Genomic DNA, 14,526 nt, shown 5'->3' on the forward strand with positions numbered 1-14,526 from the left:
GCCACACTACCAAGCAAATGATTGGTTCGAGTTCAGAGAGGAGCTCGCGCGATGTCGCAGGCACCGCAGGCTGACACCCCCGAGGTGGTCAGGTACGAGACGCGCGGCTCCGTCGCGATCGTGCGGATGAACCGGCCCCGGTATCGCAACGCGCAGAACTCGAAGATGACCTACGCGCTCGATGCGGCGTTCACTCGCGCGGTCGACGACGACACCGTCAAGGTCATCGTGCTGGCCGGTAACGGAGATCACTTCAGCGCCGGCCACGACATCGGGACCCCCGAGCGCGACATCGATCAGAGCTTCGAGCGCAAGGCGGTCATCTGGTGGGATCACGTGGGGGCCACGGGCGTCGATGCGCGGTTCGCCCGCGAGTCCGAGGTGTACCTCGGCATGTGCCGGCGATGGCGGGAGATCCCGAAGCCCATGATCGCCATGGTCCACGGCGCCTGCATCGCAGGCGGGCTCATGCTCGCGTGGGTCTGCGACTTCATCCTCGCCTCCGACGACGCGTTCTTCGCCGATCCCGTCGTCAAGATGGGCATCCCGGGCGTCGAATACTTCGCCCATCCGTGGGTGACCAACCCGCGTGCCGCCAAGGAGATGCTCTACACCGGAGACCGGATGACTGCGGAGCGCGCGCGGGAACTCGGCATGGTCAACCACGTGTATCCGCGTGCCGAACTGGAGGCAAAGGTGCTGGCGATGGCGGATCGGATCGCCGGGATGCCTCGCCTCGGCCTGGCTCTGGCGAAGAAGGCCGTGAATCAGGCCGAGGATCTCCAGGGCCTGCGCACCGGGATGGACTCGGTGTTCGGGCTGCATCACGCCGCGCACGCGCACAACGCCGAAATCCAGGGCGACTCGCTCGGCGGCGTGGATATCCGCTCGATTACAGACACCGAGAGCCCGTCATGAACCTCGACCTGACCCCCGAACAAAAGGCGTTCGCCGCCGAGGCGCGCGAATGGCTGGCTGCGAATGTGCCGGCCAGCCCCCTTCCCTCGATGGACACCGAAGCAGGCTTCGCCGCCCACCGCGCCTGGGAGGCCACTCTTGCCGCGGGCCGCTGGTCGGTCGTGTCGTGGCCGGAAGAGGTCGGCGGCCGCGGGGCGGGCCTGGTCGAATGGGTGCTCTTCGAGGAGGAGTATTACCGGGCCGGCGCCCCCACCCGCGTCGCGCAGAACGGCATATCGCTGCTCGCGCCCATCCTGTTCGAGCACGGTACGCCCGACCAGCAGGCGCGCTACCTCCGGCCGATGACGGACGGCTCGCTCATCTGGGCGCAGGCCTGGTCAGAGCCGGATGCCGGCAGCGACCTCGCGAGCCTGCGCAGCACCGCCCGGCGCGACGACGCCCGCGGCGGATGGGTGCTGAACGGGCAGAAGACGTGGAGTTCACGTGCCGTGTGGGCCGACAGAGGCTTCGGCCTGTTCCGCTCCGATCCCGCCGCGGGGCGCCACCACGGCCTCACCTACTTCTTGTTCCCGCTCGACGCCGAGGGCATCTCGGTGCGACCCATCGCCCAGCTGGACGGCGATGCCGGCTTCGCCGAGCTGTTCTTCGACGACGTATTCGTGCCCGACGAAGACGTGCTGGGCACTCCGGGCGACGGATGGCGCGTCGCGATGAGCACCGCCGGGAACGAACGGGGGCTATCGCTGCGAGCGCCGGGCAGGTTCATGGCCGCGGCGGAGCGGCTGATCGGCCTCTGGAATGACCGCGCCGACCCCCAGAGCCCTGCCGGCGCCGACGTCGTGGACGCGTGGATCGGCGCCGAGGCGTACCGCCTGTTCACGTGGCAGACCGTCAGCCGCGTCCTCGAGGGCGAGACGGTCGGCGCCGAGGGGAGCATGAACAAGATCTTCTGGTCTGAGCTCGACATCCACATCCAGCAGACCGCCCTGGACATCCTCGGCCCCGAGGCCGAGTACCGCGGGGCGGCCGCGGCCGGCGGGGGACGGTGGGTCGAGGACTACCTGTTCTCGCTGGCCGGCCCGATCTACGCGGGCACGAACGAGATACAGCGCACCATCATCGCCGAGCGGGTCCTCGGGCTCCCTCGCGAAGGAAGGCGATCCTGATGAGGTTCGTTCTGACGGACGAGCAGGAGGCGTTCGCCGATGCCGTCGACGAGCTCGTCGCGGCCGGCGGCGGGGTCGACGTGCCGCGATCGTGGGCGGAGGGATCGACCGCGCCAGGGCGAACGCTCTGGGCGCGGTTCAGCGAACTCGGACTCACGGGGCTCCGCGTGCCCGAGGACGAGGGCGGTCTGGGCGGCACGCCCAGCGACGTCGCCGTGGTCTTCGAACGGCTCGGCTACCACGCCGTGCCCGGGCCCTATCTGGAGTCGATCGCCTTCCTTCCTCACCTCGTCGGACCCGACCTCACGCAGGAGATCGCCGACGGGAGCGCGGTGGTGACGGCGAGCATCGCCCCGCACGTGCCGGCGGCGAACGACGCCGACTTCGTCACGCACCGTTTCGTGATCGCCGAGGGCCGGATCTTTCCCGCGTCCGTCGCCCAGGCGATCCCGTCGCTCGCCGCCACGCGGACCCTCGCGGTCCTCACTCCGGAAGGCGAGGGGCGCGAGGTCGACGGCGAAGTACTGCAGCGCGCCGTCGACGAGGCGGCCCTCGCGAACGCCGCGTTCCTCATCGGCGCGGGCGAGCGCCTGCTCGACGAAGCCGTCTCGTACACCAGCATCCGCACGCAGTTCGGTCGGCCGGTCGGCGGGTACCAGGCGGTCCAGCATGCTCTGGCCGACGTCCGCGTCGCGCTCAGCTTCGCTCGACCGCTCGTGCAGGCGGCCTCACTCAGCCTCGGTTCGCCGACGAGCGGCCGCGACGTCTCGGCCGCCAAGGTCGCCGCCGCCGGCGCTGCCACTCGCGCGGCGCGCACCTCGCTCCAGATGCACGGTGCGATCGGATACACCGCCGAACATCACCTCGGGCTGTGGGTCACCGTCGTCCCGGCGCTCGTCGGCGCCTGGGGAACACCGGCGTTTCATCGCGCACGGATCGCGCGCAGCATCCTCGCCCATTGAGCAGGGAGACACCAATGCCAGATCAACTCACCGAGGAGCAGTCCGAACTCGCCTCGTTCGTCCGGACCCTGCTGGGGCAGCGCTCCGACAGCGCGGCGAACCGCGCGGCGATGGCGTCAGAGCCCGGCTACGACCGCGACCTGTGGCGGGTGCTGTGCGAGGAGATCGGTGCGGCGTCGCTCGCGATCCCCGAAGAATTCGGCGGCTCGGGCTTCAGCGTGTTCGAGACCCATCTCGTGCTCGAAGAGCTCGGCGCAGCCCTCACCCCCTCGCCGTACCTCGGATCGGTCGCGATCGCTGCGCAGGCGGTGCTGCTCGCAGGAGATGAGGATGCCGCGGCCCGCCTCCTCCCCGGTATCGCCGACGGATCGCGGATCGCGACCCTGGCCTGGGCCGATGCCGCCGGTCGCTGGGCGCCCGACCGGGTGTCGGTGCGGGCATCCGCCGGCTCCGCGGGCGAGGGAACGTGGAGACTCGACGGTGACAGCATCCTGGCCCTGGACGGAATGGCCGCCGACACGATCGTCGCAATCGCCCTCACCCCGGACGGCCCGCGGCTCTTCGAGGTCGTGGACGCGGACGCCGTCGAGCGGATCTTCACCCCGGCCCTCGACCCGGCACTGCGTTTTGCGACACTGCGGTTCTCGGCCACCCCGGCCCGCCCGATCGGGGGCGCCGACCCGGAGGTGCTCGACCGCGTACGCGACGCAGCCCTGATCGCGATCAGCGCCGTGCAGGTGGGCGTGGCCGGGCGTGCGCTGCGGAACACGATCGACTACTCGACGCAGCGGGTGCAGTTCGGGCGCAAGATCGGATCATTCCAGGCACTCAAGCACAGGATGGCCGACATGCACGTGCAGGTGGAGACCGCACGCACCGTCTCGCGCGCGGCCGCGGCGCTCGCCGCTGACGGAGCGAGCGACCTCGTCGAGCCCGCGGCGCTGGCGAAGGCATGGTGCTCGGATGCTGTCGAGCACGTCGCCGCCGAGACCATCCAGCTGCACGGCGGAATCGCGATCACCTGGGAGCACGACGCGCACCTCATCTTCAAGCGCGCGCACGCGACCTCCCAGCTCTTGGGCACAGCCGCCGAGCAGCGCACACGTATCGCGACCCAGATCGGACTCGTCGAGGTCTGACCGACCCTCGCAGGCGGACCGCGACGACCGGCGATCAGGCGGTCTGGCCGCCGTCGATCACGAAGTCCTGCCCGGTGCAGTAGCTGCTCGCGTCGCTCGCGAGGAAGGCCACCAGGTTCGAGACCTCATCCGGCCGCCCCGCCCGCGGGATCGGGATCGTCGAGATGAACCCCCTGCCCTGCCGGGTGTCGTCGCTGGCCATCGCGGTGTCGACGGCGCCCGGGCAGATCGTGTTGACGCGGATGCCGAACGGGCCATACTCGCGCGCGACCGATCGCGATGCTCCGCGCAGCCCCCATTTCGACGCGGAGTACGGCACGCGTCCGGCGTACCCGGTCAGCCCGGCGGTGGATGAGATGTTCACGATCGAGCCGCCGCGTTCGCGCATAAGCGGCAGGACGGTCTGCATCCCGAAGATCGGTCCGAGCAGGTTCACCCCCATGGTCAGGCGAAGGGCGCTCTCGCTGGTGTCGGCCAAGGGCGCGACGGGTGCGTACCCGGCGTTGTTCACGAGCACGTCGACCCGCTCGAAGGCCTCGGCGGCGGCCGCCATCACACCGTGCCAGTCCTGGAGAGACGCTACGTCGTGCTGCAGACCGATCGCGCGGTCGCCGAAGCCGGCGGCGACCGATTCGACCACCGCGCCTTCGAGATCCGTCAGGACCAGCAGCGCACCCAGTTCGTGCAAGAGTGCCGCGTGCGCGCGCCCCTGCCCCCCGGCTGCGCCGGTGATGAGGGCGACCTTCCCATCCAGTCGGACGAGCGGCGGGGCGGCAGTCATGACGGTCCTTTCGCGCTGGTTCGCATGACGGGCATGCGGCTTCGGCTCACTTGCCCACGACGGTCCAGCCGCCGTCCACCGCGAGGCACTGGCCGGTGACGAAGGTCGCGTCGCACAGCAGATAGGTGATCGCTCCGGCCACTTCGTCGGGCTCGGCGAGGCGACCGAGCGGCGCGCGGGAGCGCACCTGATCCAGGTCGTAGCCCGCGGCCACGAGATCTTCCACCATCGGCGTGCGGGTGTGGCCAGGGGCGACCGCATTGACCCGGACACCGAGCGTCGCCCACTCGATCGCGAGATTCTGCATCAGCTGCGAGACCGCGGACTTTGCCGGACCATAGTCGGCCTGATTCGCCCACCCGCGATAGGCCGTCGTCGATGAGATGAGCACGATCGAGCCAGGGCGGCTATCGAGCCGGCGCACGACCTCTCGACAGACCGATAGCGTCGCGACGACGTGCACGTCGAAGAGCCGGCGAACGCTCGCGAGCTCGATCTCCACCGCCGGGACGTACGCTCCGCGGATGCCGTGGCATGCCACGACCCCGGTCACCCGGCCGCGCTCCGCGGCGGCGAGGTCTACGGCCGCGCTGACCGCGGCTTCATCGAGGACGTCGACGACGAGTGATCCATGGTCGTCGGCGGCTATCTCGGTCAGATCGAAGACGGTGACCTCGTGTCCGCGATGCAGCAGATCGGCGACGACCGCCGCTCCGATGCCGCTCGCTCCGCCGGTGACGATCGTGTGGGAAGCACTGTCAGGCATTATCTACCTCCACGTCGCGACTCAGGAGTTGGCGACCAGGCCGACCGGAGCGACGGCGGCGCGGAGCGCCCCCGCGAATGCCGCCGCGATCGCGGAGGCATCCCACGAGTCGGCCGTCGTCGCCGCAGCCACCCGTGGGGGCTGCATGACACCCAGCCGGACGCCGTCGAACCGGACGATCTGCCCGTTCATGGGCGCCGACAGGCTCGAGAGGAGATAGATCACGGCCGGAGCGATCCTCGCGGGGTGCAGGCCCTTCGCGGAGTCATCGAGCCCCATGAGGTCGGACATCGGGGTCCAGGCGAGGGGCGAGATCGCATTCACTCGCACCGATGTGCCGGCATTCTCCAGCGCCCACCCGTAGGTCAGCCCCATCACCGCAGCCTTCGTCGACCCGTAGAGCGACAGATCGGGCAGGCCCAGCATGGCTCCAGAGACGACGTTCACGATAGTGCCGCCGGTCCCGCGTCGCATGGCCCGGACGGCCGCCGTGCCGCAATGGATCACGCCGGCGACGTTCGTCGCGAGCGAGGCCGCGACCACGGACGCCTCCTGCGCAGTCGACTGGCCGGAATTGAGCACTCCGGCGTTATTGACCAATCCGTCGATTCGACCGTACGCCGCCAGGCATGCGTCGACCAGGCGCTCCCCCATGGGGGCCTCCGCGACCGAGCCCGGCTCGGCGACGGCGTGACCACCGGCATCGCGGATCAGCTGCACCGTCTCGACCGCGGCGGCCGGGGCGACGTCGTTCACGACGACGGATGCGCTGGCGGCGGCCGCGGCCAGCGCATATTCGCGGCCGAGGCCCCCACCGCCGCCCGTGACGACGACGGCTATGCCCTCGAGCTCGTGAGTCATGGCGTCAGCTCAGCCGTTCCAGCACCATCGCCATGCCCTGACCGCCGGCGACGCACATCGTCTCGACCGCGAACTGCTCGTCGCGCTCCTGGAGCGCGTGGATCGCCGTCGTCGTGATGCGCGCGCCGGTCATCCCGAACGGATGGCCGAGCGCGATGGCGCCCCCGTTGACGTTGACGCGTTCGGGGTCGATGCCGATGTCGTCGATGGACGGCAGCACTTGAGCCGCGAACGCCTCGTTGATCTCGAGGATGTCGATGTCGGACACCGACAGCTTCGCGTTCGCGAGCGCGCGGCGCACCGCATCGACCGGACCGAGCCCCATGATCTCGGGGCTCACCGCCGACAGGCCCGTGGAGACGACGCGCGCAAGCGGCGTCAGACCGAGTTCGGCCGCGCGGGTGTCGCTCATGATGACCAGGGCGGCAGCCCCGTCGTTCAGCGGGCAGCAGTTCGCCGCGGTCACGGTGCCGTGGTCGCGGAACACCGGCTTCAGACCCGAGATGCCCTCCAGAGTGACGCCGGCCCGCACACCATCGTCGCGTGCGACGATCGTTCCGTCACCCAATCGCACCGGCGTGATGTCGCGATCCCAGAATCCGCGCAGACCCGCCGCCTCCGCGCGGTTCTGGCTGCGCACGGCCCACTCGTCCTGCGCGTGGCGCGATACGTCGCGCAGCTGCGCGACGTTCTCGGCCGTATCGCCCATCGCGATGTAGATGTCGGGCAGCTCACCCCGCTCGCGCGGATCGGACCACACCGCGTCCGGGTCGGCGGCGAGGCGGGCGGTGCGCTCGGCGGCCTCGGCGTAACGGAGATTCTTGGTGTCCGGCATCCCGTCGGACCTCCCCGCGGAGAATCTCGAGACGGTCTCGACGCCGGCCGAGATGAAAACATCGCCCTCACCGGCCTTGATGGCATGGAAGGCCATTCGCGTCGTCTGCAATGACGACGAGCAGTAGCGGTGGACGGTGGTGCCGGGCAATCCGTCCAGCCCCAGCTGCATCGCGACGATCCGCCCGAGGTTGTAGCCCTGCTCGCCGGCCGGCTGCGCGCAGCCGAGGATCAGGTCTTCGATCGTGGTGGGGTCGAGTTCGGGCACGGCGTCGAGTGCGGCTCGGACGATCTGGGTCGCGAGATCGTCGGCCCGGATCTCGCGCAGCGAGCCTTTGAACGCGCGACCGATCGGGGATCGTACGGCGGATACGATGACGGCTTCTGTCACGATGTGACTCCCTCGGGTCGTAGGACGGTATCGGCGTGGGGTGTGTAGGCGAGGAAGGCAGGCCATTCGCCTCCGCCGTCGACGGCGAGGACGGCGCCGGTGATGTGGCTGGACAGCGGTGAGGCGAGCATCACGCACGCCGCACCGATCTCGGCGGGTTGCGCGAGGCGCCCGCGCGGTATGGTCTGGGCGACTTTCGCGTAGCCTTCCTCATCGCCGTAGTGGCCCGCAGCGCCCTCGGTCTCGACCATGCCGCACCTGACGGCGTTGACGCGGATGTGGGGCGCCCATTCGGCGGCGAGGCTGGCGGTGAGACTCTCGACTGCCGCCTTGGCCGCGCCGTAGACCGCGGTGCCGGGGCTCTGCCGCTGGCCGCTGAGGGACGAGATGTTGATGAGGCTGCCGCCGTTCTCCTGGCGGGCGAAGACGGGGTACACCGCTCGCGCCATGAACGCGACGGAGAGGAAGTTCAGCTCGGTGATCGCCCGGAGGTAACGCGGCGACCCATCGACGAACCGGCCGAACGGCGAGCCGCCGGCGTTGTTGACCACGACGTCGATGCGGCCGTGGCGTGCGGCGACGTCTTGCACCCACGCCTCCACTTGATCGGGGTCGCGGACGTCGACAGCGGTGAAGTGCGCGGCTCGGCCGGCGAATTGGGGGATGTCGGCAGGCTCGTTCCGCCCGCAGAATTCGACGTGCGCGCCGGCCTCGAGGAAGCGCTCCACGATCCCCACTCCCACACCGCGTCCTCCGCCGGTCACCAGCACGACCCAGCCGTCGTAGTCGATGCTCAACGCCATCGTGATCCGCTCCTTCGCCTCGTCGCGATCTGTCCAGCTTACCAACCAAATGCTAGGTTTGGCACTATGGGCAATGGCGCCGCAGCACAGCATCCGCGAATCAGCGTCGTCACCGGCGGTGCCCTGGGAATCGGCGGGGCGGTCAGTCGTCGGCTCGCCGCCTCGGGCGATCATGTCGTCCTCCTCGACATCGATGACGAAGCCGCACGGCGGACGAGCCGCAGCATCGAGGAAGAAGGCGGCACCGTCACGGTCGTCGTCGCCGACATCACGACGGAGGACGGCGTCGATGCGCTCGCCCGGACGGTGCAGGATCGGTGCGAGGGGCGCGTGGACGTGCTCGTGAATAACGTCGGCGACTTCCGCCCCGCGAAGGCGGTCTTCCACAAGAGCAGCCCCGAGCAGTGGGACGCGTTGCATCGCATCAACCTCTGGCACGTGTTCGCGGTCACCCACCGCCTCCTGCCCGGGATGATGGAGCGCCGGAGCGGCGCGATCGTGAACCTCTCGACGGTAGAGGCGTTCCGCGGCATCCCCGGCGGCGCGGTGTACTCCGCGTACAAGGCCGGGGTCTCCGCCTTCACGAAGAGCCTCGCGGTGGAACTCGGGCCTTCCGGCATCCGCGTCAATGCGGTCGCCCCCGATCTGGCCGACACCGAGCAGACGCCCGCCGCTCTGATGCTCGGCGGTCGTGATCCCGACCTCATCCGTTCGTGGGTCCCCCTCGGAAGATTCGGCCGCCCCGACGACTACGCCGACGTGGTCGCCTTCCTCGCCTCCGACGATGCGCGCTTCGTCACCGGGCAGACGCTCGCCGTCGACGGGGGCACACTGGCGGCGTCCGGCTGGTACGGCAAGGCGGGCACACGCGGCTGGACGAATCTGCCGGACCACGCCTGAGCCGTCGAGGCGGCAGCCCGCCGCGCACGATCAGACGGCGGCGCCCGCGCCGAAGTACGCGTCCTGGATGTCTTCCAGCGTGATGTCGGCCGCGCGGCCGCTCAGCACCGTCCGCCCCATCTCGATCACCGACACCTCGTCGGCGATCGCGACGGAGTCCTGCACGGCCTGCTCGACCAGCAGGATGCCGATACCCGTCGCCTTCAGGGCGTGCACCCGTTCCATGACCTCGCCGACGATGACGGGAGCAAGGCCCTGGCTGGGCTCGTCGAGGATGAGCAGCTGCGGCTTCGCCATGAGGGCCTGGCCGATCGCCAGCATCTGCTGCTGGCCACCGGACATGCTGGCGGCGGGCAGGGCGCGCTTCTCGCCGAGGATCGGGAAGATCTCATAGATCTCCTGCGCCGCGGCGATGAGCTTCTTCTTGCTCACCCGCGTCGAGAAGCCGCCGAGCACGAGGTTCTGTTCGATCGTGAGTTCGCGGAAGACGCGCTTGCCTTCCTGCACGTAGGCCATTCCCCGCGCGACGCGGCGGTACGCAGGCGCATCGCCGAGCTTGTCGCCGAGATAGCGGACCTCGCCACCCGCCGTCTTGTTGAGCCCCGAGATCGCACGGAGCGTCGTGGTCTTGCCCGCCCCGTTACGCCCGAGCAGGACGGTGATCTGGCCGCCGCGGACGGTGAGGCTGACATCTCGCACGACCCGGAGATCGCCGTAGCCGGTCTCCAGGTGCACCACCTGAAGCAGCGGGGCGTCGGATTCAGTCATCGCCTTCTCCGTTCGCCGACGCGATGTCGGGCTCGAGCACGACACCCAGGTATTCCTCCATGACGCGCGGGTTGCGTTCGATCTCGGCCGACGTGCCATGGGCGATCACCTTGCCGTGCGCGAGCACGTAGATGTCGTCCGCGAGGCGTAGGACGAGCTGGAAGTTGTGCTCTACGAGGATGATCGTCAGCCCCGCGGCGCGCAACCGGGTGATGAGTTCGGCGAGGACCTCGATCTCGTCTTCGTCGAGCCCGGAGGCCACTTCGTCCAGGAGCAGCACTTTCGGCGAGCCGATGAGGCTGCGGGCCACCTCCAAGAGACGGCGGTTGCCCAGCGGAAGCGAGTCGGCATCGATGTGCCGCTGCGCGCTCAGTCCGACGAGGGCCAGCGCCCGCTCGGCCTCGGCCCTATCGTCCCGGCGGATGCGACGGAATCGGGGCGTCCGCAGCACCGCTTGCAGCACCGAGGCGCGGTCGTGGGCGTACCGGCCGGCCTCGACAGCCTCCAGCACCGTCAGCTTCTCCGGAATGTTCGGCGTCTGGAAGGTGCGTGAGACGCCTTCCCGGGCGACCTGGAACGACGAGACCCCCTGCACCGGCTTTCCGTCCAATGCGATGGAGCCGGCATCCGTGCGATAGAACCCCGAGATCAAGTTGAGCAGCGTGGTCTTGCCCGAGCCGTTCGGGCCGATGATCGCGGTGACCGATCCGGGAGCCGCGCCGATGCTGACCTCGGAGAGCGCCTTGTTGCCGCCGAACGACTTCGACACCCCATCGACCTGCAGGATCGCGCCGTCGAGCTTGGTCACGACGGCGTCGCCCGCCGGCTTCTCGACGTAGCCGACCGCACGCCGCGCGGAGTTGTCGAGGCGTCGGACGAGACCGCGGAACAGGCCCGCGATGCCCCCGGTGAACACCACGCCGCCGAAGAGCAGGAAGGCGCCGGTGATGATGAGGCCGTACTGCTGGAAGTTCGTCGCCTGGTTCAGGCCGAACTGCAGCACCGCGGCGCCGATGAGCGCGCCGTAGACACTGGCCGACCCGCCGAAGATGGATGCTGCGAGCACGGTCATCGCGAACGTGAACGCGAACGCCTCCGGCGAGATGAATCGATCGAGGTTCGCGAACAGCACGCCGGCGATACCCGCCGGGAGCGCGCCCAGCGCGTAGGCGGTCAGCTTCATCCGGAACACCGAGATGCCCATCGATGTGGCCAGCACCGGGCTCTGCTTGAGCACGCGGAACGCCGTTCCGTGCCGTGAAACGACGAGGTTGCGCATGACGATGAACCACAGGAGGGCTACGACCACGATCAGGACGTAGAAGCTGCGTACGTCCAGCAGATGACCGAAGAGCACCGGCGGCTTGATACCGCTCAGGCCGTTGCGACCGCCGGTCGCGTCCTTGAAGATCGACAGGATGTCGGGGACAAGCAGGATCAGGAAGAACGAGGTCATCGCGAGCGACCAGCCGCCGAGCCGGAGGCCGGGGATTCCCGAGACGAGACCGACTGCCAAGGCCACGAGCGCGCCCGCGACCAGCTGGATCGAGATCTCGGTAACTCCGGCTCGACTGAGCATCCCAGCGGTATACGCACCGGCCGCGTACATCGCGACCTGACCCATCGCGAGTTCGCCGGCGAACCCCAGGCTCAGGTTGAGTCCGGAGACGATGAGGGCGAGCAGGATGGTCAGCTCGACCTGGCGGGTCACCGAATACGACATGCCCAGGAAGGGCAGGAAGATCAGCAGGACCCCGAGAAGGAGGGGAATGATCCACGTGGGAAGGGCGCGGAATCTCAACCAGAGCGCAGCCACGTCAGACCGTCCGTTCCTTGCGTCGGGTGAACAACCCCGTCGGCTTGACCATCAGGATCACGATCAGGATGAGGAACACGCTGACGTTGGCGAAATCAGATCCGATGTACCGGGTCGCGAGCGCCTCGGTCATGCCGACGATCAGGCCACCGGCCAGCGTGCCCCAGAGCGACCCGAAACCACCGATCGCCAGCACGACGAAGCCCTTCAGGGCCAAAGAGGCGCCGAGCGTCGCCACCGCATATGTCTTGGGTCCGACCAGGATGCCGAGAAGTCCGGCCAGGACACCGGTGAAGACGAAGGCCATGAACGCGAACCGCCGAACGTTGACGCCGCGCAGCTGGGCGGCTTCGCGGTCCTCGCTCATGCCGAGCAGGGCGATGCCGATGACGCTGCGTTTGGCGAACTGCGTGAGGCCGACCACGAGCAGGACGACGACCACGATCAGAGCGATCTCGACCGGGTACACGCGGCCGCCCAAGAAGTCGAGCACCTGATCACCGAGGAAGAACGGCACCCGATAGGGCTCGCCCCCCCAGATGACCTGGGCGACGCCCTCCATGATGATCGACGCGCCCAGCGTCGTCACCAGGAGGTTGTGCATGTCTTTCACCGGACGGATCGCGACGCGTTCTTCGAGGGCGGCGATCGCGCCGACGATGATGGCCGCGATGATGGCGACGAGCCACCAGGGAAGTCCCCACGTCACGATCCCGACGTACGTGATGAAGGCGCCCAGCATCATCAGTGATGCCTGGGCGAAGTTGAATGTCTTCTGGGAGATGAAGACGATGTTGTATCCGATGGCCACCAGTGCGTACACCGCACCGAGTGCCAAGCCTGACCAGATGATCGTCATCGGCGTCCGTCCTCGCTCACGTCATTATCAGCGCGGAAAGTGGTCCTGGGCGTGCCGCCCAGGACCACCTCGCAGGAACTTACTGGTACTGCCCGTTCACGAGCTTGCCCGGCGGGATGAACGCGTACTCGCTGGTGGCCGCGTGGGGAGCGTGCGAGTCCGAAGTGAAACCGTACTTCGTCAGGATGACCGTCTTTGCTGCATCCTGCACCGCGGGATCGATCAGGGCATCGGCGACCGCCTGGGCGTCGAGCGAACCGGCGGATTCGGCCGCAGCCTTCACCAGCCACATCGCGTCGTAGTTGTAGGCGTTGATCAGCGAGGACTTGATCTCGCCGTTCTGGAGCATCAGCTTCACCGCATCGTTGACGGCGGTGTCATCCGCGTTGTAGACGGTGCTGTTGAAGACCTGCATGGTGAGGTTCTTCACCTGAGCCGTACCCAGCACGCCGGTCGGCGGCTCGGTCGAGATGAGGCCGGTGGCCGCCACGGACGTGTTGCCGATGATCGGCACGGTCCATCCGAGCTTGTCGAGGCTCTGGAGGACGTAGCCGAGGGGTGCACCGTAGGCGTCGAGGACGAGCACGTCGGGGTTGGTCTCCTTCAGCGCCTCCAACTGCGGAGTCATGTCGAGGGACGCGTTGTCGAAGCCCTGCGAACCGGTGACGTCCAGGCCCGAGTCGGCGAAGGTCGAGGCAGCCAGCTTGCCGAACAGCTCGCCGTAGGCGCTGGAACCGTGCAAGACCGCGACGCTGTCGAATTTCCTGTCCTTGATCTCGGGCACGAACGCGTCGATGTAGTTCTGCGCGCTGGGCGACAGGTCGAAGTTGTACGGATTCGTCGTGGGATCGCCGGAGGTGGCGGTGGGCCCGATGTTGAACGAGATGATGTTGTTCTGCGTCAGGATCGGCAGCATCGCGTCTGCGACGGTCGACGGACCCGAGTTCATGACCACCGAAGGCGCGTTGTCTCCGGCGAGAAGCTCTTGGAGCTTGGTGACGGCGACGGTGGGATCGCCCGTGTCGTCGATGACGTCGATCTCGACCTGGCGCCCCAGGATGCCGCCGGCAGCGTTGACCGCTGCGACCGATGCCTTGGCCGAGGTCACCGAGGTGGTGGAGTTGTTCGCCAGGATGCCTTCGGCGCCGATGCCGCCGAACACGGCGACCTTGATGGGATCGCCACCTCCCGATGCGCTGCCTTCGGGGGTGGCGCCGCCGGCGCACCCTGCAAGGGCTAAGCCTGATATCGCGAAAAGCGCGATGGCTGCTGTGACCGTGGTGCGACGCATGATGCGTACCTTCCTCGTCATTGAGTGGAACTGCGGGTCCGAAGCGTGCCCCGCTGGTGGGGGTATCAAACGCTTGGTTTCATCAGCATAAGACGAATCTGCGAATCCACCAAGCGCTCGTTTGCTTGGTGGATTCGGAAAGGGGTTCTCCGCATCGAAATCCTGTGGCCGAACCGCGGGAAATCGCCTGCGCGCAGCCGCTCATGTCATATTGCTCTCAGGCGTGTGCCGATTGGACACGCTGGTGTGTAGACGGGTTGATCAAGGAAGA

At 68.3% G+C, this 14,526-nt stretch carries 14 protein-coding genes; 5 read left to right on the top strand and 9 right to left on the bottom strand.

Annotation, left to right across the window (positions count from 1 at the left end; genetic code table 11):
- The first annotated feature begins 51 nt into the window (after nucleotides 1-51).
- From ACFE6Z_RS08260 to ACFE6Z_RS08275, 4 genes are read left to right on the top strand one after another with little or no spacing between them, the layout of a single operon-like run.
- On the top strand, nucleotides 52-918 hold the full coding sequence (locus ACFE6Z_RS08260; protein WP_375385242.1) for an enoyl-CoA hydratase: 867 nt from the start codon (nucleotides 52-54) through the stop codon (nucleotides 916-918).
- The gene (locus ACFE6Z_RS08265; protein ID WP_375385243.1) at nucleotides 915-2,084 is read left to right on the top strand and encodes an acyl-CoA dehydrogenase family protein; all 1,170 of its coding nucleotides are present in this window, start codon (nucleotides 915-917) and stop codon (nucleotides 2,082-2,084) included. Before ACFE6Z_RS08260 ends, ACFE6Z_RS08265 begins: the two co-directional genes overlap by 4 nt.
- Nucleotides 2,084-3,046: an acyl-CoA dehydrogenase family protein gene (locus ACFE6Z_RS08270; RefSeq protein ID WP_375385244.1), complete on the top strand. Its 963-nt coding sequence runs from the start codon at nucleotides 2,084-2,086 to the stop codon at nucleotides 3,044-3,046. Before ACFE6Z_RS08265 ends, ACFE6Z_RS08270 begins: the two co-directional genes overlap by 1 nt.
- Before the next feature lie 14 nt (nucleotides 3,047-3,060).
- The gene (locus tag ACFE6Z_RS08275; protein WP_375385245.1) at nucleotides 3,061-4,185 is read left to right on the top strand and encodes an acyl-CoA dehydrogenase family protein; all 1,125 of its coding nucleotides are present in this window, start codon (nucleotides 3,061-3,063) and stop codon (nucleotides 4,183-4,185) included.
- Between the two features lie 34 nt (nucleotides 4,186-4,219).
- On the opposite strand, the gene ACFE6Z_RS08280 is transcribed toward ACFE6Z_RS08275, so the two are convergent.
- Genes ACFE6Z_RS08280 through ACFE6Z_RS08300 form a run of 5 tightly spaced genes read right to left on the bottom strand, consistent with a single transcriptional unit; the run spans nucleotide 4,220 to nucleotide 8,666 of the window.
- The gene (locus ACFE6Z_RS08280) at nucleotides 4,220-4,966 is read right to left on the bottom strand and encodes an SDR family NAD(P)-dependent oxidoreductase (protein ID WP_375385246.1); all 747 of its coding nucleotides are present in this window, start codon (nucleotides 4,964-4,966) and stop codon (nucleotides 4,220-4,222) included.
- Nucleotides 4,967-5,012: 46 nt separating this feature from the next.
- A complete protein-coding gene (locus ACFE6Z_RS08285; protein WP_375385247.1) occupies nucleotides 5,013-5,732 on the bottom strand; it encodes an SDR family NAD(P)-dependent oxidoreductase in 720 nt (239 codons plus the stop codon).
- A gap of 21 nt (nucleotides 5,733-5,753) precedes the next feature.
- Nucleotides 5,754-6,593, bottom strand: coding sequence for an SDR family NAD(P)-dependent oxidoreductase (locus ACFE6Z_RS08290; protein ID WP_375385248.1), 840 nt, complete (start codon nucleotides 6,591-6,593; stop codon nucleotides 5,754-5,756).
- Nucleotides 6,594-6,597: 4 nt separating this feature from the next.
- Complete coding sequence (locus tag ACFE6Z_RS08295; RefSeq protein WP_375385249.1) at nucleotides 6,598-7,818, bottom strand: acetyl-CoA C-acetyltransferase; 1,221 nt, start codon at nucleotides 7,816-7,818, stop codon at nucleotides 6,598-6,600.
- Nucleotides 7,815-8,666, bottom strand: a complete 852-nt coding sequence (locus ACFE6Z_RS08300; RefSeq protein WP_375385250.1) for an SDR family oxidoreductase — start codon at nucleotides 8,664-8,666, stop codon at nucleotides 7,815-7,817. The genes ACFE6Z_RS08295 and ACFE6Z_RS08300 overlap by 4 nt, the downstream gene beginning before the upstream one ends.
- Nucleotides 8,667-8,687: 21 nt before the next feature.
- On the opposite strand from ACFE6Z_RS08300, the gene ACFE6Z_RS08305 reads away from it, so the two are divergent.
- On the top strand, nucleotides 8,688-9,521 hold the full coding sequence (locus ACFE6Z_RS08305; protein ID WP_375385251.1) for an SDR family NAD(P)-dependent oxidoreductase: 834 nt from the start codon (nucleotides 8,688-8,690) through the stop codon (nucleotides 9,519-9,521).
- A 30-nt stretch (nucleotides 9,522-9,551) separates the two neighbouring features.
- Here the strand turns inward: ACFE6Z_RS08305 and ACFE6Z_RS08310 are convergent, their stop codons facing one another.
- From ACFE6Z_RS08310 to ACFE6Z_RS08325, 4 genes are all read right to left on the bottom strand, one after another.
- A complete protein-coding gene (locus ACFE6Z_RS08310; RefSeq protein ID WP_375385252.1) occupies nucleotides 9,552-10,289 on the bottom strand; it encodes an ABC transporter ATP-binding protein in 738 nt (245 codons plus the stop codon).
- Complete coding sequence (locus ACFE6Z_RS08315) at nucleotides 10,282-12,105, bottom strand: ATP-binding cassette domain-containing protein (protein ID WP_375385253.1); 1,824 nt, start codon at nucleotides 12,103-12,105, stop codon at nucleotides 10,282-10,284. The genes ACFE6Z_RS08310 and ACFE6Z_RS08315 overlap by 8 nt, the downstream gene beginning before the upstream one ends.
- Before the next feature lies 1 nt (nucleotide 12,106).
- Nucleotides 12,107-12,964, bottom strand: a complete 858-nt coding sequence (locus tag ACFE6Z_RS08320) for a branched-chain amino acid ABC transporter permease (RefSeq protein ID WP_375385254.1) — start codon at nucleotides 12,962-12,964, stop codon at nucleotides 12,107-12,109.
- Between the two features lie 79 nt (nucleotides 12,965-13,043).
- Complete coding sequence (locus ACFE6Z_RS08325; RefSeq protein ID WP_375385255.1) at nucleotides 13,044-14,255, bottom strand: ABC transporter substrate-binding protein; 1,212 nt, start codon at nucleotides 14,253-14,255, stop codon at nucleotides 13,044-13,046.
- Nucleotides 14,256-14,526: the final 271 nt, after the last annotated feature.

The organism is uncultured Microbacterium sp. (assembly GCF_964244775.1).
Lineage (GTDB): Bacteria > Actinomycetota > Actinomycetes > Actinomycetales > Microbacteriaceae > Microbacterium.

Coding starts and splice junctions, on each gene's coding strand:
- ACFE6Z_RS08260 (WP_375385242.1), top strand. CDS start 52: ATGTCGCAGGCACCGCAGGCTGACACCCCCGAGGTGGTCAGGTACGAG.
- ACFE6Z_RS08265 (WP_375385243.1), top strand. CDS start 915: ATGAACCTCGACCTGACCCCCGAACAAAAGGCGTTCGCCGCCGAGGCG.
- ACFE6Z_RS08270 (WP_375385244.1), top strand. CDS start 2,084: ATGAGGTTCGTTCTGACGGACGAGCAGGAGGCGTTCGCCGATGCCGTC.
- ACFE6Z_RS08275 (WP_375385245.1), top strand. CDS start 3,061: ATGCCAGATCAACTCACCGAGGAGCAGTCCGAACTCGCCTCGTTCGTC.
- ACFE6Z_RS08280 (WP_375385246.1), bottom strand. CDS start 4,966: ATGACTGCCGCCCCGCCGCTCGTCCGACTGGATGGGAAGGTCGCCCTC.
- ACFE6Z_RS08285 (WP_375385247.1), bottom strand. CDS start 5,732: ATGCCTGACAGTGCTTCCCACACGATCGTCACCGGCGGAGCGAGCGGC.
- ACFE6Z_RS08290 (WP_375385248.1), bottom strand. CDS start 6,593: ATGACTCACGAGCTCGAGGGCATAGCCGTCGTCGTCACGGGCGGCGGT.
- ACFE6Z_RS08305 (WP_375385251.1), top strand. CDS start 8,688: ATGGGCAATGGCGCCGCAGCACAGCATCCGCGAATCAGCGTCGTCACC.
- ACFE6Z_RS08310 (WP_375385252.1), bottom strand. CDS start 10,289: ATGACTGAATCCGACGCCCCGCTGCTTCAGGTGGTGCACCTGGAGACC.
- ACFE6Z_RS08320 (WP_375385254.1), bottom strand. CDS start 12,964: ATGACGATCATCTGGTCAGGCTTGGCACTCGGTGCGGTGTACGCACTG.
- ACFE6Z_RS08325 (WP_375385255.1), bottom strand. CDS start 14,255: ATGCGTCGCACCACGGTCACAGCAGCCATCGCGCTTTTCGCGATATCA.